We start from the raw sequence: 22,966 nt of genomic DNA, 5'->3' as shown, positions 1-22,966 counted from the left end.
CCGAAGCCGCGGTACCACCCCGCTTGGCCGCCGACCCCGCTGGGGCGGCGACCCACTCTCGGTCGAGCTGTGACGGGCTCGTCCCGTCCGGTTCTACTGAGCGCGGCCCCGATCGGCTCGGTGCGGCGCCGTTCTTCCGGACAGCTCCCCGGTGATGGCCGGATCGTCGCTGGTGACGCTGTGATCGTGCGATGTACGAACAGTGGAAGGGAGTCTACCGCCAACGACGACGGGGTAATCCCCGTCGACCCGACAGCAGGCCGAGGAGCAACAGGATCGCGCCGGCGAGGCAGACCGCGATGCAGGCCCACGCCCACACCACCGACCCGGTGACGAGGGACACGACCAGCAACGCGAAACCGACACCGGCCGCGACCAGCGTCAGGACCAGCACGGACTCACCCCGTCGATTCCCATCCCCCCGACCTCACCGGCCGTCGCGGCCGGTGAGGTGGTCACGTCAGTTGTTGCCCTTGGCGTACGACGACTGCCCGAAGGACGACGACCCCTGGCCGTTGTCCTTGGTGAACGGATCCTGGCCGCTGTCGACCGGCAGCGCGGACGAGCGCTGGTCGAGCTCCTGCAGCTGGGATTCCAGGTACGACTTCAGGCGCACGCGGTACTCGCGCTCGAACGTCTTCAGACGCTCGATGCGCTCCTCGAGCACGGACCGCTGCTGGTTGATGGTCGCCATGATCTCGGTGTGCTTGCGCTCGGCATCGCTCTCGAGAGCGTCGGCCTTCTCCTTGGCCTGGCGCAGCTGGGTCTCGGACCGCGTCTGGGCGTCGGCGAGCAGCGCGTCGGCCTTCTGGCGGGCCTCGGAGACAAGCGACTCGGCCCGGCTCTGGGCCTCGCTGACCAGGCGGTCCGAGTTGGCGCGAGCGGATCCGAGCAGCTGCTCGGACTCGGTCTTGGCGTCGCCGGTCAGACGGTCCGCCATCTCCTGCGCGAGGCCGAGGATCTTGGCGGCCTGCATGTTGGAGTCGCCGCCACCCTGAGCGGCGGCCGCGGGAGCTGCGGCGGGAGCCGGAGCCTGCACCACGGGGGCCGGCTTGGGCGGCTCGGGACGCGGCGCGGGCGCCGGGGTGGGCGCAGCGGCCGGGGCGGGAGCGGCGGCGCTCTGCCGGGAGGACGACGACTTGGCGTCGGCGAGCTCCTGATCGAGCTCACCCACGCGCTGACGCAGGTCGGCGTTCTCCTCGATCAGGCGCGACAGCTCCTGCTCGACCAGGTCGAGGAAGGCGTCGACCTCGTCCTCGTTGTAACCGCGCTTACCGATGGGCGGCTTGCTGAACGCGACGTTGTGCACATCGGCGGGAGTCAGCGGCATGGAAGGATCCCTTCACGCGTCTCGAGAGCGGTGGAGCATCGACTAGCGACTACGCGGACAGTTCGGTCGTGGACGACGGGTGTCGCCTCCGACGGCAACTCGCGTCCGGGGTGGGACACGCAGTCACGGGGTGGACAGGGGCCCGGCGAGCGATCGCGACGATCACCGCTCGGCGGGCGATTTCAGTTGTAGAACACAAACGACGGGGCCGAGTATGTCCCTGACGGATCATTCTGTCACACCCGACGCGCAGGATCACCCGGCGCTCTGCACCACGCGCATCAAGATGAACACGATGAACAGCAACACCATGATGGACAGATCCAGGCGAACGCCGCCGAGGTTCAGCGGCGGGATGATCCGGCGCAGGAACTTCACCGGCGGATCGGTCACCGTGAAGATCGCCTCGAGGATCACGACCATCACGCCGGTCGGATGCCAGTCCCGCGCGAACGACCGGATGAACTCCACCACGACCCGGCCGATCAGCAGGAGCCAGAAGAGGAACAGAACGAAGTAGAGAACGGCGAACACTCAGCTCACCGACCCCGCGCAGTGCTGGGCGACACCGCATCGCCCTACGGACCTCGGTGACACGATCACGGTTCGATTCCTCGACTTGTTCACGGTTCCACTCTGCCAGTCGTCACCGCCGCGCCGCCGATCGGGCGGATCGGCCGGGCGCTCACTGCTGGTTGTAGAAGCCGTTCTCGGCGATGCGACGACGCTCCTCGGCGGAGACGTCGACGTCGGCCGGCGAGAGCAGGAACACCTTGGTGGCCACCTTGTCGAACGAGCCACGGAGCGCGAACGCCAGACCCGCGGCGAAGTCGACGAGCCGCTTGGCGTCGGCGTTGCTCATCTCGACGAGATCCATGATGACGGGCGTGCCGTCGCGGAACCGCTCGCCGATGGTGCGGGCCTCGCCGTAGTCGCGCGGGCGCAGGGTGGTGATGGTGGACACGGGACCCCCGTCGTCGACGGACACGGAACGGCGCGGCTCGGGACGCGGCTCGGACCGCGTGTCCATCGCCAGGGCGCCGCGAGTGGACGGTCCGGTGGACCGCAGACCGCCGGCGCGGCCACCGGCGCTGCGCGAGGACAGCGGAGCGACGTGCGAGGGGCGTCGCGGTGCGGCGTCCTCGTAGTCGGCGTACTCGTCGCCGCGGCGGGCGCCGGCGTAGGCGGGCTCGGCGTCGTACGCGGGCTCGGCGTCGTAGTCGTCCATCGCTCGCCCGTACCCACCGCGCGACGACCGCGCCACGGGGGCGTCGGTGTCGTCGAGGTAGTCGTCCTCGTACTCGTCGAGTGGGACCATGCCGAAGTAAGCCTTGACTTTGTGGAGCGTGCTCATCGGTCGACCTTCCTTGGCGTGGTGATGCAGTGCGGGGCGAAGCGGTGGGGCGAACCACCGGTGCCCCAGTGACTCGTGTGAATCTCGAGGTTCCTGTGGTTCATGCCGTCAAGGCGAGGTTACGGGCCGGGGGCCGAGGATCGCGGTTCCGACACGCACACACGTGGAGCCGTGTCGCACCGCCTCCTCGAGGTCGCCGGTCATCCCCGCCGACAGGCCGGTGGCGGACGGGTGCGACCGCAGAAGCCACTGGTGGAGACCGGCGAGATCGGCGAACGCGGCGTCCGGATCGGACTCCAGGGGCGGCACCGCCATGAGGCCCGCGAGCGTCAGACCCGACGCCTGTGCGACCGCGTCGGCCACCGCGTCCAGCTCGCCGCGATCCACGCCGCCGCGGTGGGTGTCGCCGTCCAGACTCACCTGCACGTACACCTCGAGGTCGGTGTCGCGGACGCCGTCCTCCCGGGCCCGATCCACCCCACGCTGCAGGGCGTCGACGAGACGCAGGCTGTCCACGGAATGCACCGCATACGCCCACTGCGCGACCGCGCGGGCCTTGTTCCGCTGGAGGTGGCCGATCATGTGCCACCGGACGTCGTCGCCGGGAGCCTCGCGCAGAGCCGTCACCTTGGGTGCGGCGTCCTGCTCACGCGACTCGCCGAACTCGCGGCAGCCGAGGTCGCGGAGAATCGCGACGTCCGACGCCGGGAAGAACTTCGTCACCGGGAGCAGCGTCACTCCGCTCGGGTCCCGATCGGCCGCGCGGCACGCGTCGAGAAGGCGGGACCGCACGGCGTCGAGGTGCTCGGTGAGGTAGGCACGACGGTCGGTGTCCCCACCCGCTACACCCCCGCCCGTGGCCTCCCCGCCCGTCACGATCGCGCTCCGCTCGTGTCCATCCAGATCACACCCGCGTGCCGCCCGGTCGGGGCGCCGCGCCGGTGGCTGAACAGGGTCCGATCGGTGATGGTCTCCCGCGGATCGACCGCGACCCCGGCGACGCCGGCCTCGAGCAGTTGTCGACGCAGGCCCGCGCGGATGTCGAGCCCGGGGGTGCCCTTGCGCGTGCGGGTCGCGCTGCCGGGCAGGTGCGCCTCCACGTCACGCTGCATCGCCGCCGGGACCTCGTAGTCCTCGCCGCCGGCCGCGGGTCCGAGGAATCCCTCGATGCGCGACACCGACGCACCTGCCGCGACCATCGCGTCGAGGACGCGCGGGACGATGCCGACGCGGGCGCCGATCCGCCCGGCGTGCACCGCCGCGATGACGCCCGCGTGATCGTCGGAGAGCAGCACCGGCACGCAGTCGGCCGCGAGCACCACCAACGCGAGGTCGCGCTCGGTGGTGACCAGCGCGTCCGTCGCCGGGACGGTCTCGCGCACCGACCCGTCGACCACCGTGACGGTCCGTCCGTGGATCTGGTCCATGAACACGAGCCGATCCGGGGTCAGCCCGATCTTCTCCGCGAGTCGCCGCCGGTTCGCCGCGACGTCCGCCGGGCTGTCACCGACGTGGTCGCCGAGGTTGAACGCGTCGTAGGGAGGCTTGGACACGCCTCCGGCGCGTGACGTGGTCACGCGCCGGACGCGGTAGCCGGTCGGTCGGCCGGGAGCGCTCACCGACGCATGAAGGAGGGGACGTCCACGTCGTCGTCGCCCTCGTCGTCGGACACGCGCACCGGATGACCCGTCGCACGGGCGGCGCGCTCCCCGATCGGCGGGAGCGACGACTTGGTGGGGGCGTCGCGGAACACGGCGGGTCCGTCGTCCTCGGTATGGAGGTCGCCGGCCCGTCCGGACCCGACGGTGGCGGCGCGGGTCTGACCGGGCGCGGCCTCGACGGGGCGACGGGCGGGGCCGCTGCCGTCGAAGCCGGCCGCGATGACGGTGACCCGCACCTCGTCACCGAGCGAGTCGTCGATGACGGTGCCGAAGATGATGTTGGCGTCGATGTGGGCGGCTTCCTGCACCAGCGACGCGGCCTCGTTGATCTCGAAGAGGCCCAGGTCGGACCCGCCGGCGATGGAGAGCAGCACGCCGCGCGCACCTTCCATGGACGCCTCGAGCAGCGGGGAGTTGATCGCGGCCTCGGCGGCCTTGATGGCCCGACCCTCGCCGCGCGAGGAGCCGATGCCCATCAGCGCGCTGCCGGCGCCGGACATGACGCCCTTGACGTCGGCGAAGTCGACGTTGATCAGTCCGGGGGTGGTGATCAGGTCGGTGATGCCCTGGACGCCGTTCAGCAGCACCTCGTCGGCGGAGCGGAACGCGTCCATGAGGCTGACCGCCGCGTCGCCGAGCTGCAGCAGCCGGTCGTTGGGAATGACGATCAGGGTGTCGCACGACTCGCGGAGGGACTGGATGCCGGTGTCGGCCTGTCCCCCACGGCGCTTGCCCTCAAACGAGAAGGGACGGGTGACGACGCCGACCGTGAGAGCGCCGAGCTTGCGCGCGATGCTGGCCACGACGGGCGCGCCGCCGGTTCCGGTGCCGCCGCCCTCACCCGCGGTGACGAAGACCATGTCGGCGCCCTTGAGCACCTCTTCGATCTCGTCCTTGTGGTCCTCGGCGGCCTTGCGGCCGACCTCGGGATCGGCGCCGGCGCCGAGGCCGCGGGTGAGTTCGCGGCCGACGTCGAGCTTGACGTCGGCGTCGGACATGAGCAGCGCCTGGGCGTCGGTGTTGACCGCGATGAACTCGACTCCCTTGAGTCCCTGTTCGATCATGCGGTTGACCGCGTTGACGCCGCCGCCGCCGATGCCGACGACCTTGATTACGGCGAGGTAGTTGTGCGGGGGCGTCATGGGCTCTCGCCTTCCGTGGTTGGTGTGTGTCGTCGAGATGCTCGAGTCGAAACCCTCAACGTGAACCATAGGGTTATAGTTATGTCAAGTAGTTCGACCGGGCAAACGCTAGAGACCGCCGACTCCGGCGTCCGGGAGGCGCGCCGAGACGCACCGAGAAAAGCCGAGAATTCCGGCGGGTCCGTCGTGAGATGTCCTCACGCGGGTCACCTGACGGTCGGCAGGTCCGGACTCGACACGTCGTAGGTCCGGCCGGGCTGCGTGAGCAGCGGCAGAGCGATCGACGCCTTGTACTCGCCGTCCTCGCTGCTCCCCCACACCACGACCCGTCCGTCGACCAACGTGAGCGAGACGTTGGAGATGGTGGGCGCGTCGATCTGCACGACCTGCGACCGCAGCGGCGGCGGCAGCACCGCGAGCACGTCCAACGCCGCCCGCGTCTCGAGATTGCCGTACGACGGGCTCGCTGCCACCAGACGGACGACGCCCGGCGGCGGCGGTTCGACGGCGAAGTCGACCCCCTCGGCGTCCATCAGGTGCGTGCCGTCGGGTGCGTCGAAGAAGACCACCGGCACCCGTTCTCGCACGGTCACCCGGACCGTCGAGGGATAGACACGTTGGACGCGCACCGACGCGACCTTCGGAATGCCCGCGACACGCGTCGCCGCGGCGTCCGTGTCCACCCGCGGCAGCGGCGTGCCCTCGGCCACGGCCAACGTCGTCACGATTTCCTGCCGGTCCACCGCGGCGTTGCCCGTGACGTCGACGGTGTCGACGGCCCAGATCGGTCCGAACCACGACACCCCGAGGAACACCGCCGACGCGACGACCGCGGCCACGATCGCGACACGAGCACGACGGCCGATCCGCGGCTCCCGGGCGGGTCGGGTCCGATCGGAGGTCCGGGTGCGCCGCTCCGACCCCGACGACCGCGAGGACGACGACCGCTGGGACGACCGCGGGGCGCCCACGCGACGAGGCGCCGCGGGACGTCGCCGGCCGGTCGCGCGTCCCCCGCGCGCACCCGTCATCGGCCCGACCCGGACCGCGTGCAGCAGCCCACCGTCAGCCCCGCGGCAGAGTCGAGCGCAACGCGTCGAGAATCTGGGACCCGAGCATGGTGACGTCGCCCGCGCCCATCGTGACCACGACGTCGCCGGCCTCGACCAGATGCGCGACCTGGCGCGGCACCGCCGACAGATCCGGTTGGTAGTGCACCGGCTTGGTGACCGCGCGCGCGACGGTCGCACCGCTCACGCCCGGCACCGGTTCCTCGCGAGCGCCGTAGACGTCGAGCACGACGACCTCGTCGGCAAGGTCGAGAGCCGCGGCGAACTCGTCGGCGAAGGTGGCCGTGCGGGAGTACAGGTGCGGCTGGAAGACGACGAGCACCCGGCCCGGATGCTCGGTGTCCGCGGTGCGGACCAGGTCGGCGGCGGCGCCGAGCACGGCGCGCACCTCCGTCGGGTGGTGGGCGTAGTCGTCGAACACGCGCACTCCACGCTCGCGGCCGCGCAACTGGAACCGCCGGTGCACCCCGGCGAACCCGGCCAGACCCTCGACGACCGTGTCGGGATCGGCGCCGAGCTCGATGGCCGCGACCATCGCCGCCATGGCGTTGAGCGCCATGTGGCGACCGGGCACGCCCAGCCGCACCGTGCGGTCCCGCTCCTCCCCCGCGAGCCGGAAGTGGACGACGCCGCCGGTGTCCTCCGGCTTCCACCCGAGCAATCGTGCGCCGGTCTCCACACCCGCGAGGTCGACGTCGTCGGCGCCGTAGGCGAGCAGACGGACCCCCTCCGGCGCCCGCTCGGCGATCCGACGGGCGAGCGCGAGCGAGCCGGGATCGTCGGTGCACACCACCAGGGCGCCACCCGGACGCAGGCGCGCGACGAAGTCGTCGAACACCTGCATGTACGCCTCCTCGCTGCCGAAGTAGTCGAGATGGTCGGCCTCGACGTTGGTGACGACGACCAGGTCGGGGTCGTACTGCAGCAGCGACCCGTCGCTCTCGTCGGCCTCCGCGACGAACACGTCACCGGTGCCGTGGTGGGAGTTGGTGCCGGCCTCGTTGAGCTCCCCGCCCACCGCGAACGACGGGTCGGCGCCGCAGTGCTGCAGGGCCACGACCAGCATCGACGTGGTCGACGTCTTACCGTGCGTGCCCGAGACGAGGACCGTGCGGAAGCCCGCCATGAGGCGCGCGAGCACCGCGGGACGCAGCAGAACGGGAATCCCGCGCTCCCCCGCCGCCACCAGTTCCGGGTTTGTCTTGGGAATCGCCGCGTGGGTGGTCACCACCGCCGTCGGTCCCCCGTCGAGCATGTCGAGCGCCGACGCGTCGTGCCCGATGCGCACGAGCGCGCCGCGCGCCCGGAGCGCCTTGACTCCCCGACTCTCCTTGGCGTCCGAACCGGACACCGCGCCGCCGCGGGAGAGCAGGATGCGCGCGATGCCGGACATGCCGGCGCCGCCGATGCCCACCATGTGCACGCGCGAGAGATCCTCGGGCAGGTCGGCGAGGGCACCCTCGTCGGCGGGCAGGTGGGCGGCCGGGTTTCCGGACGGCGTGGACACGACCGAGTTCTCCTGGTTCACGAGGTCGGCTTCCGCCGAGTGCGAGCGGTCTCGAGCACGATGCGCGCCACCTCCGTCGCGGCGCCGCGGTGACCGGCACCGGCGGCGGCGACCCCCATGCGCCGGACCGCGTCGGGATCGGTGACGAGCGGAACGACGCGCGACGCGACCGTCTCGGGCGTCAGCTCCGCGTCCGCGATCACCACGCCACCGCCCGCGGCGGCCACGGGACGGGCGTTGAGTTCCTGTTCGCCGTTGCCATGGGGCAAGGGTACGTAGACGGCGGGCAGTCCGACGGCCGACACCTCCGCGACCGTCATCGCCCCGGACCGACACAGGGCGACGTCGGCCGCGGCGTACGCCAGATCCATTCGGCTCAGGTACGGCACGGCGACGTACGGCGCCTCGGGTGTGGACGCGACGTCGAGCGTGTTCTTCGGGCCGTGCGCGTGCAGGACCGACACGCCGGCCGCGGCGAGCGCGGGGGCCGCTCCGGACACCGCCTCGTTGAGGGATCGCGCACCCTGCGACCCGCCGAACACCAGCAACACGGGCCCGTCGGCGGGCAGGCCGAAGTGCGCGCGCGCCTCGGCGCGGACGGCGGCGCGGTCGAGGTCGGTGATGGTGGGACGCACCGGAATACCGATCACCTCGGCGTCCGCGCGGCCGCGGGCGTGGACGCCCGACTTCGCGACGGCGGCGAGCACGCGGTCGGCCACCCGCGCGCCCACCTTGTTGGCGACGCCCGCGCTCGCGTTGGCCTCGTGCACGATCACCGGGACCCGTCCGCGGGCCGCGAGGTATGCCGGCAGCGCGACGTATCCGCCGAAGCCGATCACGACGTCGGCGTCCACCTCCGTCAGCACCGCGCGGGTGGCGCGCACCGAGCGGACGACGTTCGCCGGCAGCGCGAGCAGCGGCCGGGACAGCCGCCGGGGCAATGGCACCGGCGGGATCAACTCCAACGCGTAGCCCCGCGCGGGCACCAACGTGGTCTCGAGCCCGCGCTCGGTGCCGAGGGCCGTCACGCGAACCTCGGGATCGAGCTCGCGAAGGGCGTCGGCGACGGCGAGCGCCGGCTCGATGTGGCCTGCCGTGCCGCCTCCGGCAACGACGACGGACACGGGGGCAGGGCGAGTCATCGGCGACGTCTCCGTTCCGGCGATCCGGGATCGTGGGGCACAGCAGCGCGCGGGCGGGCGGTCCGGGCCTGCGCGGCGGCGGGCTGGGCAGTGCGGGCCCGGTCCGCGCGGGGCTTGCCGGCGCGGGGCTGGCCGGCGCGCGACCGGTCGGCGCGGGTCTCGGCGGACCGCGCCCGGCCGGACCGGTCACCGCGTGCCCCGGCCGGCTGGGGCGCCGACCGGGCGGGCGCGCGGACCGGACCCGCGGCGCCGCGCCCCTGCAGCCGGGCGCGCTGCGCTTCGACCGGCGAGTACGGCTGCGGCACCGGCAGACGCAGCAGACGTCCGACCTTGCCGTCGTGCCCGGACGCCAGGGCGGCGACGGCTTCCGGCTCGTGCCGCGAGATGTTCGCGAGCAACCCGAGCACCAGCAGCGTGATCGCCGTGGAGGTACCGCCCGCGGACACCAGCGGCAGCTGCAGACCGGTCACCGGCAGCAGCCCGACGACGTAGCCGATGTTGATCGCGGCCTGCGCCAGGATCCAGACGGTGAAGGTGGCCACCAGGATCTTCATGAACGGATCGGGCACCCGCGCCGCGATCCGCAGACCCGTGAACACCAGCAGACCGAAGAGCCCGATGACGGCGACGCAGCCGACCAACCCGAGCTCCTCGCCGATGATGGCGAAGATGAAGTCGTTGTGCGCGTTGGGCAGGTAGCTCCACTTGGCGCGGCTCTGGCCGAGGCCGAGTCCGAACACTCCGCCGTCGGCGAGCGAGTACAGCGCCTGGCGGGACTGGTAACCGGCGCCCTGGGGGTCGTTGCCCGGATCGAGCCACTGCGTGACGCGGGCGGACCGATACCCCGCGGTCATCGCGAGAACGACGGCCGCGACGAACAGACCACCGACGATGGAGACGAACCACTTCAGCGGCAGTCCCGCGAACCACAACAGCGCCATGAGGATGATGCCGAGGGCCACGGTGGTCCCGAGGTCGGGCTGCAGGACGATCAGGCCGAAGATCACCATGGCGGCGGGCACCAGCGGGATGAGCAGGCCCTTGAGGTCCGCGCGCTCGGCGCGGCGGGACGCCAGCAGGTGGGCTCCCCAGACCGCGAACGTCACCTTGGAGATCTCGGACGGCTGGAGGCCGACGCCGCCGATCATGAACCAGCCGCGGGTGCCCTGCGCCACCGTGCCGATGCCGGGGATGAGCACCAGCACCAGGAGCACGACGGAGACGACGAAGAGCGGGAACGACCACGCGCGGATGACGCGAATGGGCAGCCGCAGCGCGACGACGAACGCCACGACGCCGACGACCGCGAAGATGACCTGACGGGTGAACATCGTGTACGCCGACCCGTCCTCGGCGTAGGCCTCGACGGACGAGGCGGAGAGCACCATGACGACACCGAGAGTGGTCAGCATCGCCGCGACCGTCACGACGAGGTGGAACGACGCGAGCGGCCGGTCCATCCAGGTGTCGACCGCGCGGGGTGCGCGCAGCGACCAGCGGGAGCGCGGGGCGCGGCCCGTGCTCATGCGGGGTGCCCCGGGCGGTCCAGCGGACCCAGATCCGCCTCGGTGAGCGCGGCGACGGCGGCGGTGAAGCTGTCCCCGCGGTGGCTGTAGTCGCGGAACTGGTCGAAGGACGCCGTGGACGGGGCGAGCAGGACGGTGGACCCGGGTTCCGCTCGGCGTGCGGCGGCGCGGACGGCCGACGCCATCACTCGCTCACCGTCGGTCACATCCGTCTCATCGGCCACAGCAGCATCGTCCCCCGGCGGTACGTGAACCACGGGGACATCCGGCGCGTGTCGCCCCAGTGCCGCCGCGATGGCGTCGCCGTCGCGGCCGAACACCACGGCCGCGGCGAGCCGCGACTTCACCTCCGCCACGAGGTCGTCCACCTCGGCGCCCTTGAGCAGTCCGCCCGCGAGCCACACGACGCGCTCGTGCGCGAGGATCGACGACCGCGCCGCGTGCGGATTGGTCGCCTTGGAGTCGTCGACGAATCGCACTCCGCCGAGGTCGCGCACCGTCGCCGCGCGGTGCGGACCCACCCGGAAGGCCTGCAGCCCGCGCGCCACGGCGTCGGCGTCCACCCCCACTGCACGGGCGAGCGCCGACGCGGCCAACGCGTCCTGCAACCCGGCCGGGCCCGCCGGCTCGATCTCCCCCGCCGCGACCAGAGGAACACCGTCGCCGAAGGCACGGTCGACGAGCATGCCGTCCTCGACGCCGAGGTCGCCTGCGGCGGGAGCCGACGCGGTGAAGCCCACCGTGCGCGGCGCGGCCGCCCGCTCCCGCAACGACGACGCCACGGCGTCGTCGAGTCCGACGACGGCGACGTCCCCGTGCAGAGCCTGCAGCTTCGCCTCGACGTACGCGTCCATCCCGCCGTGCCAGTCGAGGTGGTCGGCGGCGATGTTGAGGACCACTCCCGCGGCGGGCCGCACCGACGGCGCCCAGAACAGCTGGAACGAGGACAGCTCGACCGCGAGGATCTCGGCGCGGGGCGATTCGGACCGCAGCGCGTCGAGAACCGGGACGCCGATGTTGCCGCACGCCGACGCCGGGCGCCCCGAGGCGTCCAGGATCGACGCGAGCATCGACGTGGTCGTCGTCTTGCCGTTGGTGCCCGTGACCACGAGCCACGTCCGCGCGGGTCCGTGGACCTCGGCGCGGTCGACCCGCCAGGAGAACTCGATGTCGCCCCACACCGGCACGCCGACGGTGAGGGCGGTGGTCAGCAGCGGCGAGTCCGGTCGGAACCCGGGGCTGGTGATCACCAGCGCGAACTCGGCCACCGCCGCCCGGTCGGGGGCGATGCGGTCCATCGTCACGGTGTCCGCGCCGAGGTCCGCGCACGCGGCCAGGGCGTCGGGATCGGAGTCGGCCACGGTGACCCGAGCGCCGAGCGCGGTCAGCGTGGGCAGCAGCGCGCGACCCGACACCCGGCCACCGGCGACGAGGACGCGCCGGTCCCGCAGGTCGCGGGGGTCCGTCACCGCGTCGATGTCCCCGGCCACGATCAGTCTCCGACCGCGGCGAGGTACTCGCTGTAGAACAGGGCCAGACCCACCGCCGACGAGATGGCCGCGAGCAGCCAGAACCGGATGATGACCGTCGTCTCGGCCCACCCGCCCAGTTCGAAGTGGTGGTGGAACGGCGCCATGCGGAACACCCGTCGTCGGCTGGAGCGGAACACCGCGACCTGAATGACCACCGAGGCGGCCTCCGCGACGAAGAGCGCGCCGATGACGACCATGAGCAGTTCGGTGCGGGTGACGATGGACAGTCCGGCGAGCAGGCCGCCGAGGGCGAGCGAACCCGTGTCCCCCATGAAGATCTTGGCCGGTGCGGCGTTCCACCACAGGAACCCGATGCAGGCGCCCGCGGCCGCCGCACAGATCAGCGCCAGATCGAGCGGGTCGCGGACGTCGTAGCAGCCGGGACGCGGCTCGGTGGTGCACGACTGCCGGTACTGCCAGAAGGTGATGACGGTGTACGCGCCGAGCACCAGGGTCATCGACCCCGCAGCGAGACCGTCGAGGCCGTCGGTGAGGTTCACCGCGTTGGACCAGGCACTGACCAGCAGATAGCAGAACAGGATGAAGACGATGCCGCCCATTGACACGGTCGCGATGTCGCGGACGTAGCTGAGCTGCACGCTGCCGGGGGTCAGGCCCCCGGCCCCGTTGAACTGCAGCGCGAGCACGCCGAAGATGACGGCGGCGAACAGCTGGCCCACCAACTTGGCCGTCTTGTTCAGGCCCAGGTTGCGCTGCTTGCGAATCTTGATGAAGTCGTCGAGGAAGCCGACCACGCCGAGCACGGTGGTCAGGCCCAGCACCAGCAGCGCCGACACCGACGGCCCGTCGGCGTCGTACGCGATGCCGATCAGGTGCGAACCCCAGTAGCCGGCCCACAGACCGGCGAGGATCGCGACGCCGCCCATGGTCGGCGTGCCGCGCTTGGAGTGGTGGCTGGCCGGACCCTCGACCCGGATCTCCTGGCCGAAGCCCTGGCGCGAGAACGCCTTGATGAGCACGGGCGTCAGCAGGATGGCGACCGCCAACGCGATGCCACCCGCGAACAGAATCTGTCTCACCGAGTCTCCCCCTGCTCTGCGAGCATCGCCTCCGCGACGGTCCACAAGCGCACCGACTGCGACGCCTTGACCAACACCAGATCACCGGGCGCCACCTGCTCGCGCAACAGCTCGACGGCCGCGTCCGCGTCCGGCACCAACACCGACTCGTCGCCCCAGGACCCTTCCATCACCGCACCCTGATGCATGCCGTGCGAGGGGCGGCCGGTTCCGACGACCACCAACTTGTCCACGGCCAGTCGCACCGCGAGGCGGCCGATCCGATCGTGCTCGATCACCGAGTCCTCGCCCAGCTCCGCCATCTCGCCGAGCACCGCCCAGGACCGCCGCGCACTGCCGCGGTCGGCGCGGGCCATGGTGACCAGTGCCTTCAGGGCGGCGCGCACCGAATCGGGGTTGGCGTTGTAGGAGTCGTTGATCACGGTCACCCCGTCCGGGCGCGTGCGCACGTCCATGCGCCGCTCCGACGCGGCGCGGGCGTCGCCCAGCGCGGCCGCGATGTCGTCGACGGCCATCCCGCACTCGAGCCCGACGGCCGCGGCCGAGAGGGCGTTCGAGACCTGGTGTTCGCCGTGCACCTGCAGCGCGACCGGCGCCGAGCCGGACGCCGTGTGCAGCGTGAACGACGCGCGGGCCTCGGCGTCGAGGACGACGTCCGACGCCCGCACCTGCGCGCCGCCGCCGTGCCCGTAGGTGACGACGCGGGCGGTGGTCTTCTCCGCCATGGCGGCGACCAGACGATCGTCGGCGTTGAGGACGGCGGCACCCCCGTCGGCGGCGGCGGGCAGGGCCTGGACCAGCTCGGACTTCGCCTCCGCGATGTTCTCGCGCGACCCGAATTCCCCGAGGTGGGCGGTGCCCACGTTCAGCTCGACGCCGATGCGCGGCGGCGCGATGCGCGCGAGCTCGGCGATGTGGCCGCGCCCGCGAGCCGAGAGTTCCAGCACGAGGAAGCGGGTCGACTCGTCGGCCCGCAGCACGGTCCACGGGTGGCCGAGCTCGTTGTTGAACGATCCGGGCGGCGCGACGACGGTGCCCGCGCGCTCGAGGACCGCGCGGATCAGATCCTTGGTCGACGTCTTGCCCGACGACCCGGTGATGCCGACGACCGTCAGGCCGTTCTCGATCAATCCGGTCACCGACGCGGACGCGAGCGCGGCGAGCGCCGTCAGGACGGCGGGACCGGCTCCGGCCGGGTCGTACGCGGGCAGGTCCGGGCGTGGAGTCGGCTCGACCACGACGGCGGGGACGCCCACCGGCCGCGCCGCCAGCACCACGGCCGCACCGGCCGCGACGGCGTCGGCCGCGTGATCGTGCCCGTCGACCCGCTCACCCGGCAGCGCCAGGAACACCCCGCCGGCCGTGACCTTCCGCGAGTCGAATTCCACCGTGCCCGTGACCCGGACGTCCGGATCCGGCACGTCGTGCAGGGTCCCCCCGACGATGTCCGCGATCTCCCCGATCGACAGTGCTCTCATGACGTCCGGTCCTCCCCGAGTTCGTCGATGGACGGTCCGACTGTGGCCAGTCCGTCGATGGCCAGGGCCAGCGCCTCGCGATCGTCGAACGGATGCACGACGTCGCCCACCTTCTGGCCCACTTCGTGTCCCTTGCCCGCCACCAGGACCACGTCGCCTGGCCGCGCCCAGCGCACGGCGTAGGTGACGGCGTCGGCGCGCGGCGAGACCTCCACCACCTGCGCGCGGTCCGCCGGGGGGACGCTCGTCGCGCCCTCGAGAATCGCCGCGCGGATGCTCGCCGGGTCCTCCGACCGCGGGTTGTCGTCGGTGACGACCACCAGATCGGCCGCCGCGGCGGACACGGCGCCCATGACCGGACGCTTCTCCGCGTCCCGGTCCCCGCCGGCTCCGACGACGACGGCGACCCGTCCGGTGCTCTGGCGCCGCAGCGTGTCCAGGGCCACCTCGAGGGCGGCGGGCTTGTGGGCGTAGTCCACCACCGCGAGGAAGGGCTGACCGCGATCGACCCGCTGCATCCGTCCGGGAACGTCCACCGTGCTCATCGCGTCCGCGGCGACCTGCGGGTCGATGCCGACCCGAGCGGCCACGGCCGTCGCCACCAATGCGTTGGCCACGTTGTACCGGCCCGGCAGCCGCAGCTGCGCCCTGACGACGCGGTCTCCGATCACGGCGTCGAAGGTCTGCGTGCCGTCGGCGCGGGCCTGCCAGTTCCGAGCGACGACGGCCGTGTCGTCGCGCGACCCGTCCGCCGACACGGTGGTCACCGGGCCGGCGCCGCCCGCGATGTCGGCCATGCGACGTCCCCACTCGTCGTCGACGCACACCACCGACTCGGCGGCGTGCACGGCGGACTCGGCGGCGAACAGACGCGCTTTCGCGGCGAAGTAGTCCTCGAACGTGTGGTGGAAGTCGAGGTGGTCCTGCGAGAGGTTGGTGAAGGCACCGACGGCGAAGTGCGTGCCGTCGACGCGGCCCAGCGACAGGGCGTGGGAGGAGACCTCCATGACGACCGTGTCGCATCCCTGCTCGAGCATGGCCGCGAACATCGCGTGCAGGTGCGGCGCCTCGGGGGTGGTCAGAGCGGAGGGCACCGGGTCGGTGCCGATGCGGGTCTCCACGGTGCCGATCAGCCCCGGGGTGCGGCCGCCCGCCCGCAGCGCTGCCTCGACCAGATACGACGTGGTGGTCTTGCCGGACGTCCCCGTGATCCCGACGACGGTCATCGACGCGGACGGATCGCCGTAGACGGTCGCCGAGACCGAGCCGAGCACGGACCGCGGACGCGGGTGCACCAGCACCACGACGTCGGTCGCGAGGTCGGCGAGGATGTCCGCGCCCTCCGGATCGGTGAGCACGGCGACCGCCCCCCGCGACACCGCGTCACCGGCGAAGCGCGCGCCGTGCGCCCGCGCGCCGGGCAGCGCCGCGAAGAGGTCGCCGGGGCGCACGTCCTGCGCGCGCAGCTCGATCCCTGTCACCGCGACGTCCGACCGGCCGTCACCGCCCCCGGCGATGGCTCCGATCGCGTCGGCGAGCGTGCCGATCGGCGTGACCGGGGGCCGCTGCGGGCGGAGGGACGAGCTGGGCACGGTGGTGTTGCTCCTGGTGGTCGTGGGCGAAACAGCTGGTCACGCGGTGGGTGGTCCCACCGGCACGGGCGACGGCCCGCCGGCGCCGTCGAGGACGGCGAGCGGGCCGACGAATCAGATTACCGGCGCCTCGTGCCGCGCCCCGACCGGTCCGGTCGGGTCACCCCGCCTGGAGCACCAACCGGTCCGCCGCGGCGGACAGCGGCACCGCGTCGCGCTGCAGCATCCACGAGGCGATGGAGTGGAACAACGGCGCCGCGGACTGACCGCCGGAACCGTCCGCACTGCGCGTGGGGGCGTCGAGCATGATTCCGATCACGTAGCGGGGATCGTCCGCGGGCGCGATGCCCGCGAAGGTGATCCAGTAACTCGAGTTCGAGTAGCACTTGCACTCCGGATCGACCTGCTGCGCGGTGCCGGTCTTGCCGCTCACCTGGTAGCCCTCGATCCCGGCCTGCACGCCCGTGCCGCGCTGATCCCCCGTGTCGTTCTGCGTCACCGACCGGAACATGTCCCGCACCGTGCGCGCCGTCTCCGGGCTGACCACCTCGATGCCCTCGGGCTGCGGGGTCTCGGTGCGAGTGCCGTCGCGTCCGACCGTCGCGGACACGATGCGCGGCGGAACGCGCACGCCGTCGTTGGCGATCGCCTGGTACATGCCTGTCATCTGCAGCAACGTCATCGACAGACCCTGTCCGATGGGCAGGTTCGCGAAGGTGCCGCCCGACCACTGGTCGCGCGCCGGAACGCTGCCGGCGCTCTCGCCGGGCAGCCCGACGTCGGTGCGCTGACCCAGGCCGAACTTCTGCAGCATGTCCGCGTACCGGTCCTCGCCGACGCGCTGCGCCAGCATCAACGTGCCCACGTTCGACGACTTCCCGAAGACGCCGGTGGTCGTGTACGGCGCGACACCGTGATCCCACGCGTCCTTCACGGTGGCTCCGGCCATCGTGATGCTGCCGGGCACCTGCAGGACCTCGTCGGGGCGCGTGAGTCCGTCCTCGATCGCGGCCGCCGCGGTGACGATCTTGTTCACCGAGCCCGGCTCGAAGGGACTGGACACCGCCAGGTTGCCCATCTGCGCATCGGCCGGGTTGTTGCCGACGCCGATGGACGGATCGAAGGTGCCGTCGTTCGACATCGCGAGGACCTGACCGGTCTTCGCGTCCAGGACCACCGCCGACGCGTTCTTCGCGCCCGAGAGGTTCTTCGCCTGCTGCACCTGCTGCTGCACCTGGTACTGGATGTCGCTGTTCAGCGTCAGTTCGACGGTCGAACCGTCGATCGCCGGCTGCTGATCGCGCCAACTGCCGGGGATGACCGCGCCGTCGCTGCCCCGGTCGTAGGTCCGCGACCCGTCGGTGCCCGCGAGCACGGGGTCCATCGAGTCCTCGAGGCCGAGCAGTCCGTGGCCGTCCCACCCGGTGGCCCCGACGATGTTGGCCGCGAGCGCACCGCCCGGGTACTCCCGGATGTCCTGGCGTTCCAGTCCCACCTCGGGGAACTGCTCGGCGATCGACGCCGCGACCGCCGGATCGACGCTGCGGACCAGGTACTCGAAGGACGTGTCCCCCGTCATCTTGGCGATGAGGCCCTTCTCGGTGACCACACCGGCCAGGGTGTCCGCGACCCCCGCGGCGATGGCGTCGAGCCGATCGTCGGGCTCGGGCGCCGACGGGTCCTTCGCCTTGGCCTCCTCGAGTTCCACCCGCACCCGCTGCGGCTGGAACGTGAGGGCCTTCGCCTCCATGGTGAACGCGATCGGCTTGCCGTCCCGGTCCGTGATCGATCCGCGCGTGGCGGGGTCGACGACGGTCGTGGTGCGCTGACCGGCCGACTCCGCCGACAACGCCGGCGCGTCGACGCCCTGGATCCACAGCAGCTGCACCGTCGCGACGCCGAGCACGAGGAACATCGCGAAGCGGCCGTAGCGGAACCGGAAGTCGAACGTCTCCGTCCGCGATCCCCCGCGCCGGTTCGGCCCGCGTCCCCGCGGGGCCGGCGGGCGGCCCGAGTAGGCCGGACCGGAACGCGCCGGGTAGCGCGGCGCGGGGCCGCGGCTGCGGAGGGGGGGCTCGTCGCGTCGCTGGTTCACTGCGTGCCTCCGGTCGGCGGTGCCACGGGAACGGGCTGTTCGTCGACCGGCCCGGACGGTGCGGAGTTCTGTTGCGCGGGAGGAGCGGGTGCCGCGGGTGCGGGGCTCGCCGGTGCCGGGCTCGCCGGGGCCGGGTTCGCCGGGGCCGAATCGGCGGGAGCCGGGCTCGCCGGGGGTGCCGCCGTGGCGGTCCCGGGCGCACCGGTGGTGGGGGCTGCGCCGCGGTTCATCGGGGTCAGTGCCTCGCTCGACGTCGCCCCCGGGGCGGCAGCCGCGCCGGGGCGGGCCGGGGTGACACCGGCGCGACCGGGCGACGCCGCCGGCGCCGAGAACGCCGGGGCGGGCGGCCCCGCGGCCGGCGCCGGGGTTCCGACGACCTGAACGACGCCGTCGGGCTGCACGACCAACCGGGGCACGTCCTTGGTGGGGATCATGCCCAGCTCGGCGGCACGTCGCGCGAGTTCGGGCGCCGAGGCGGCGAGTTCGACGTCGCGCTGCAGTGCCGCAGCCTGTTCGCTGAGCCGCTGGTTCTCGGCTCGTGCGTCGCTGAGCTGGTAGGACTCCTCCGCGGCGCGGGTGCTGAGCAACAAGGTGCAGGCGAGACCGATCGCCAACAGACCGATGACGGCCGCGACGAAGGGAACGCGGGCGGCGACGGTACGACGGTCACGCGTCGTGGTGTCGACGTCCAGTGCCCGCGCACGTCGCTGACGCTTCTCGTAGGCACGTCGGGCCGCCCCAGTGCGGGCGGGCACGCGGACCGGCGCGACGGTGTCGACCACTCCGCCCGCTCGTCGGGTTCCGGTGGGCGCGTCCACGGATGCGCTCATGACGACCTCCTCGAGATGCGCTCGGCAGCACGCAGTCGCACCGGTGCCGCCCTGGGGTTGTCGTCGATCTCGGACTGCGGCGCCTTCTCCGCGCCGCGGGTGAGCAACCGGAACTCCGGCCCGCTCCCGGGCAGTTCCATGGGCAGACCCTCGGGAGTGGTCGACCGCGTCAGCGGCGTCAGCTCCTGCTTGACCACCCGGTCCTCGAGCGATTGGTAGGACATGAAGACGATGCGTCCGCCCACCGCGAGCGAGGTCAGTGCCGGCGCGATGGCGTCGCGCAGCGAGTCGAGTTCGGCGTTGACGGCGACTCGCAGCGCCTGGAACGTGCGCTTGGCCGGGTGCCCGCCGGTGCGTCGAGTGGCCGCGGGGATGCTGTCGTAGAGCAGTTCGACCAGAGGCCCGCTGGTGGTCCACGGCACCTGCTCGCGACGCCGGACGATGGCGGAGGCGATGCGGCCGGCGAACCGTTCCTCGCCGTACGTGCTGAGGATGCGGGCGATCTCACCGTGGGTGGCGGTGTTGAGGATGTCGGCAGCGGTCCGACCCGTCGTCGGATCCATGCGCATGTCGAGCGGCGCGTCGACCGAGTAGGCGAACCCGCGATCCGCGGAGTCGAGCTGCATCGACGACACACCGAGGTCGAACAGAATGCCGTCGACGCTGCCGACGTGCCCCAGCTCGGCGCGGTCCAGTGCGTTCTCGATGCCGTCGTACGTCGTGTGCACCAGAACCACCCGCTCACCGAAGCGGGCGAGCCGCTCACCGGCCATCGCGAGCGCGTCGGTGTCGCGATCGAGGCCGATCAGGCGCAGTCGTGGGTAGGTGGTGAGGAAGTGTTCGGCGTGTCCACCGAGGCCGAGAGTGGCGTCGAGGTAGACGGGGTCGCGGCCCTCGACGGCGTCGAAGGCGGGACCGAGCAGATCGTCGGCGCGGTGCAGCCGGACGGGAACGTGAGAGAAGGGGGACGGGGACCCCTGCTGCTCCGCCATCTCGCTCTCCCGCCGTGTCTCGCCGTGGTCTGCAGTCGTGTCGGTTGCGGTCGGTCTCGCCGTCCGTGGAGGGCGAATGCGCGCGAGGTCCCTGTCCGATTCAGGCACCTGGCGTCGGGGAAGTACGTCAGGGTCCTGGTCCGGCACTTGGCGTCGGGGAAGTACGTCAAGGTCCGGTTCGGGCAGAGGCCACGCGGCACTCGCCGCGGCCTCGGTCGGCTACAACATTCCTTCGAGCGATTCGTCCACAGCTTGCGAGAAATCTTCTTCGTGCTCCCGGGAGTAGGTCTCCCAGGACGAGGCGTCCCAGAGTTCGAGATAGTCCATCGAGCCGATGACGACGCAGTCCTTCGACAGGTTCGCGTACTCGCGGTGGGCGGCGCCGATGGTGATCCGGCCCTGCCCGTCGGGGTGCTGCTCGTCCGTTCCCGCCGCCAGGTTCCGGATGTAGGCACGGGCCCGCGGATTGGACCGCGATGCGGCCGCCAACCGTTCCGCCCGTTCCGCGAAGACGGCACGGGGGTAGATGGCCAGGCTGTGGTCCTGCCCTTTGCTCACCATCACCCCTCCTGCCAACTCGTCTCGGAACTTCGCCGGCAACGTCAGCCGGAACTTGTCGTCGAGCTTGGGCGTGTAGGTACCGAGGAACACCCGGCACCTCCCGCTCCTGTCCGTCGCGGCTTGCTCTCTCCGCTGACGGCCACATTACCCCACTTTCCCCCACTTTCAATCACTTCCTCCCCCCGGAGTAGTGACGTGTCATCGAAAGTGCAGTTCCGCCGCGGTGAGTTCTCGGGGGTGACGACGAGACCGGACGGCAGGACCCGGTTCCGCGACGCTGCTTCGACAGACGAACAGCGCAGCTCGAGTCGCTTTTCCGTGCGGGCGTGGAGGAAAGTGGGGGCCCGGACGACGTTCGCCGGCTCCGGTGGGGCGTCGTGGGGTGGCGCAGCTGGGCCGACACCCATACCGGAAGGCGCCGTCGGGCTCGGTGCCCGCACCTCGATCGCTCCGACTGAAATCCCGGCGAATCAGCGGGTCGAGGACACCGAGGCCCGACACCCGCGCGAGTTCTGCCACACGATCCGCCTCGACACGGCGGATCCGCGGATGTGCCCCGGATCCCGTAGCAAAACTCGCACCCTCGAGCCTCGGTGGACAGCAGTGCGGTGGCGGGCACGCACGAAAACGCCGAATGCGGCGCCTCGTGACGAGGCGCCGCATTCGGCGTGGAGATCAGGGAGTCGGCGCTGACGCCGACCCGTGTCGGTCAGCCCTGATCGAAGCGGCGGCGGAAACGCTCTTCCATCCGGGCCGAGAATCCGGGGCGCTTGGCGCCACGCTGACCCGAACCGCCGCGCGCAGTGGGGCCGGGACGACGTGCCCCGGAGGTCGGAGGCGCGGGAGCATCTCCCTCGCCGCCGTCCGACTCGGCCGCCGCCGCCGCACCGGGTTTCCGGACGAGCAGGAGGACGCCGGCGCCGAACATCACGGCGAACCCGACCAGGCTGATGATGGGGAACCCACCGGGTTTGAACGGCAACGCGACACCGGCGATCAGCAGCACGAGGCCGACGACGAAGAGCGCGATGGCTTGGAAGCGGCGACGAGTCGACGCGGCACGAATACGTCCGCCGCGCACGGTGGACGCGAACTTGGGGTCCTCGGCATAGAGAGCGCTCTCGATCTGATCGAGCATGCGCTGCTCGTGCTCGGAGAGTGGCACGGTACCTCCCCCGGCACTGGATGGGCTCTCACTCCCGGCCAGAAGTGAGAGGCGGCCGATCGGTCCGGCCACCTGCTGACGATGATACGAGCAGATTCGGTGGCGTACCACCTCGCTGCCACACCAGTATGCGGAAAAATCGGGCGGCGTGGTGGACCCGGTCCTCACGCGGACTGCGGGACCGCCTCGGACGGCGCCCGCAGACGGTCCTCGACCCGGTTCAGAAAGCGTCCGACCTGCGTGTAGAACTCGTCGGACTCCGCCGCGTCGAGACGGTCGGCGGACCCGGCCTCGATGGCGGCCCGCACCGCGGAGTAGCCCGAGAAGTACGCCGCCCAGTCGGCGAAGTCGGGCGCGGCGGTCTGCATCCGGACCCACGCGCTGCGCGGGGTGCCGCGCTTCGGCGTCGGGTCGACGCTGTCGAGCAGCGCCCCGGCCCCCCGGAGGGCGGCCACGTACGCCTCGAGGAACCGATCCGCCGCCGTCGGCGCGCTCGCCGCGTTCGCGAGCAGAGCGTCCGCACGCCGGAGCAACCCCGTCGCGCGGGACGGCGGACCGGCGGGCGCCGAGGGAGCTCCGAAGGTCAGCACCGTTCCGTGCCCGGCGCTCGCCCGGGTGCCGGCCCGAGTACTGCCGGCCCGCGTACTGCTGGGTGCGAAGCCTCTCACCATGGTCGAACCTCCTCGTGCACTCGGGCCGCTGTCCTGCTCGGGTTGCTGCTCGTCTGTCGCTTGTATGTCGTCCGCGTCGTCCTGTTCAACGGTGGGACGTGCGCGGTGATTCCGCCCGGCCGCCCGTGCGAAGAAGATCACGCCGGTCCGACACGAACCCCGCCCCGCACGTCCGGCCCGTCATCGCACGACCTCCATCGAACGTGTGTTCGATATCGAACAGTACCGTCCCACGCGCCGACGCGCCAGGGGTCGGGCGATGGGTACCGTGATCGAGT

General features: G+C 71.9%; 21 protein-coding genes. All 21 read right to left on the bottom strand.

From position 1 onward, the window contains the following. Positions 1-214 precede the first annotated feature (214 nt). Positions 215-394: a hypothetical protein gene (locus HQ603_RS08145; protein WP_222684046.1), complete on the bottom strand. Its 180-nt coding sequence runs from the start codon at positions 392-394 to the stop codon at positions 215-217. 66 nt (positions 395-460) lie between these two features. Further along, positions 461-1,330: a DivIVA-like cell division protein Wag31 gene (gene wag31, locus HQ603_RS08140; protein ID WP_222684045.1), complete on the bottom strand. Its 870-nt coding sequence runs from the start codon at positions 1,328-1,330 to the stop codon at positions 461-463. A gap of 255 nt (positions 1,331-1,585) precedes the next feature. After that, the gene (locus HQ603_RS08135) at positions 1,586-1,864 is read right to left on the bottom strand and encodes a YggT family protein (RefSeq protein ID WP_222684044.1); all 279 of its coding nucleotides are present in this window, start codon (positions 1,862-1,864) and stop codon (positions 1,586-1,588) included. Between the two features lie 151 nt (positions 1,865-2,015). Next, on the bottom strand, positions 2,016-2,684 hold the full coding sequence (locus HQ603_RS08130) for a cell division protein SepF (RefSeq protein ID WP_222684043.1): 669 nt from the start codon (positions 2,682-2,684) through the stop codon (positions 2,016-2,018). Between the two features lie 108 nt (positions 2,685-2,792). Beyond that, positions 2,793-3,563, bottom strand: coding sequence for a YggS family pyridoxal phosphate-dependent enzyme (locus HQ603_RS08125; protein ID WP_371831028.1), 771 nt, complete (start codon positions 3,561-3,563; stop codon positions 2,793-2,795). Further along, a complete protein-coding gene (gene pgeF / locus HQ603_RS08120; protein ID WP_222684041.1) occupies positions 3,557-4,303 on the bottom strand; it encodes a peptidoglycan editing factor PgeF in 747 nt (248 codons plus the stop codon). Before pgeF ends, HQ603_RS08125 begins: the two co-directional genes overlap by 7 nt. Next, positions 4,300-5,487: a cell division protein FtsZ gene (gene ftsZ / locus HQ603_RS08115; RefSeq protein WP_222684040.1), complete on the bottom strand. Its 1,188-nt coding sequence runs from the start codon at positions 5,485-5,487 to the stop codon at positions 4,300-4,302. Before ftsZ ends, pgeF begins: the two co-directional genes overlap by 4 nt. Positions 5,488-5,693: 206 nt before the next feature. Then, positions 5,694-6,326: a cell division protein FtsQ/DivIB gene (locus HQ603_RS08110; RefSeq protein ID WP_308126412.1), complete on the bottom strand. Its 633-nt coding sequence runs from the start codon at positions 6,324-6,326 to the stop codon at positions 5,694-5,696. Positions 6,327-6,552: 226 nt separating this feature from the next. Then, positions 6,553-7,974 carry a UDP-N-acetylmuramate--L-alanine ligase gene (gene murC, locus HQ603_RS08105; RefSeq protein ID WP_222684143.1) on the bottom strand — a complete coding sequence of 474 codons (1,422 nt, stop codon included), beginning with the start codon at positions 7,972-7,974 and terminating at the stop codon, positions 6,553-6,555. Between the two features lie 107 nt (positions 7,975-8,081). Beyond that, complete coding sequence (gene murG, locus HQ603_RS08100) at positions 8,082-9,206, bottom strand: undecaprenyldiphospho-muramoylpentapeptide beta-N-acetylglucosaminyltransferase (RefSeq protein ID WP_222684038.1); 1,125 nt, start codon at positions 9,204-9,206, stop codon at positions 8,082-8,084. Then, positions 9,203-10,732, bottom strand: coding sequence for a putative lipid II flippase FtsW (gene ftsW, locus HQ603_RS08095; RefSeq protein ID WP_222684037.1), 1,530 nt, complete (start codon positions 10,730-10,732; stop codon positions 9,203-9,205). Before ftsW ends, murG begins: the two co-directional genes overlap by 4 nt. Then, entirely contained in the window at positions 10,729-12,222 is a 1,494-nt protein-coding gene (murD, locus tag HQ603_RS08090; protein WP_308126411.1) for a UDP-N-acetylmuramoyl-L-alanine--D-glutamate ligase, read from the bottom strand. The genes ftsW and murD overlap by 4 nt, the downstream gene beginning before the upstream one ends. 2 nt (positions 12,223-12,224) lie before the next feature. Further along, positions 12,225-13,304, bottom strand: coding sequence for a phospho-N-acetylmuramoyl-pentapeptide-transferase (mraY, locus tag HQ603_RS08085; RefSeq protein ID WP_222684036.1), 1,080 nt, complete (start codon positions 13,302-13,304; stop codon positions 12,225-12,227). Beyond that, on the bottom strand, positions 13,301-14,782 hold the full coding sequence (locus tag HQ603_RS08080; RefSeq protein ID WP_222684035.1) for a UDP-N-acetylmuramoyl-tripeptide--D-alanyl-D-alanine ligase: 1,482 nt from the start codon (positions 14,780-14,782) through the stop codon (positions 13,301-13,303). Before HQ603_RS08080 ends, mraY begins: the two co-directional genes overlap by 4 nt. Beyond that, positions 14,779-16,374, bottom strand: coding sequence for a UDP-N-acetylmuramoyl-L-alanyl-D-glutamate--2,6-diaminopimelate ligase (locus HQ603_RS08075; protein WP_222684034.1), 1,596 nt, complete (start codon positions 16,372-16,374; stop codon positions 14,779-14,781). The genes HQ603_RS08080 and HQ603_RS08075 overlap by 4 nt, the downstream gene beginning before the upstream one ends. Positions 16,375-16,534: 160 nt before the next feature. After that, positions 16,535-18,469, bottom strand: a complete 1,935-nt coding sequence (locus HQ603_RS08070; protein ID WP_308126410.1) for a peptidoglycan D,D-transpeptidase FtsI family protein — start codon at positions 18,467-18,469, stop codon at positions 16,535-16,537. Further along, entirely contained in the window at positions 18,466-19,299 is an 834-nt protein-coding gene (locus tag HQ603_RS08065) for a hypothetical protein (protein WP_261773560.1), read from the bottom strand. The genes HQ603_RS08070 and HQ603_RS08065 overlap by 4 nt, the downstream gene beginning before the upstream one ends. Continuing rightward, a complete protein-coding gene (gene rsmH, locus HQ603_RS08060; RefSeq protein WP_222684033.1) occupies positions 19,296-20,291 on the bottom strand; it encodes a 16S rRNA (cytosine(1402)-N(4))-methyltransferase RsmH in 996 nt (331 codons plus the stop codon). The genes HQ603_RS08065 and rsmH overlap by 4 nt, the downstream gene beginning before the upstream one ends. 219 nt (positions 20,292-20,510) lie before the next feature. Then, positions 20,511-20,942, bottom strand: a complete 432-nt coding sequence (mraZ, locus tag HQ603_RS08055) for a division/cell wall cluster transcriptional repressor MraZ (protein WP_222684032.1) — start codon at positions 20,940-20,942, stop codon at positions 20,511-20,513. A 619-nt stretch (positions 20,943-21,561) separates the two neighbouring features. Further along, positions 21,562-22,017 carry a DUF3040 domain-containing protein gene (locus HQ603_RS08050; protein WP_222684031.1) on the bottom strand — a complete coding sequence of 152 codons (456 nt, stop codon included), beginning with the start codon at positions 22,015-22,017 and terminating at the stop codon, positions 21,562-21,564. 164 nt (positions 22,018-22,181) lie between these two features. Beyond that, positions 22,182-22,688, bottom strand: a complete 507-nt coding sequence (locus tag HQ603_RS08045) for an SAV_6107 family HEPN domain-containing protein (protein WP_222684030.1) — start codon at positions 22,686-22,688, stop codon at positions 22,182-22,184. Positions 22,689-22,966 lie beyond the last annotated feature (278 nt).

The organism is Rhodococcoides corynebacterioides, from assembly GCF_019834675.1.
GTDB classification, from domain to species: domain Bacteria; phylum Actinomycetota; class Actinomycetes; order Mycobacteriales; family Mycobacteriaceae; genus Rhodococcoides; species Rhodococcoides corynebacterioides_A.
Note: the sequence above shows the minus strand (reverse complement) of the source record. Positions and strands in the feature narration are given on the sequence as shown.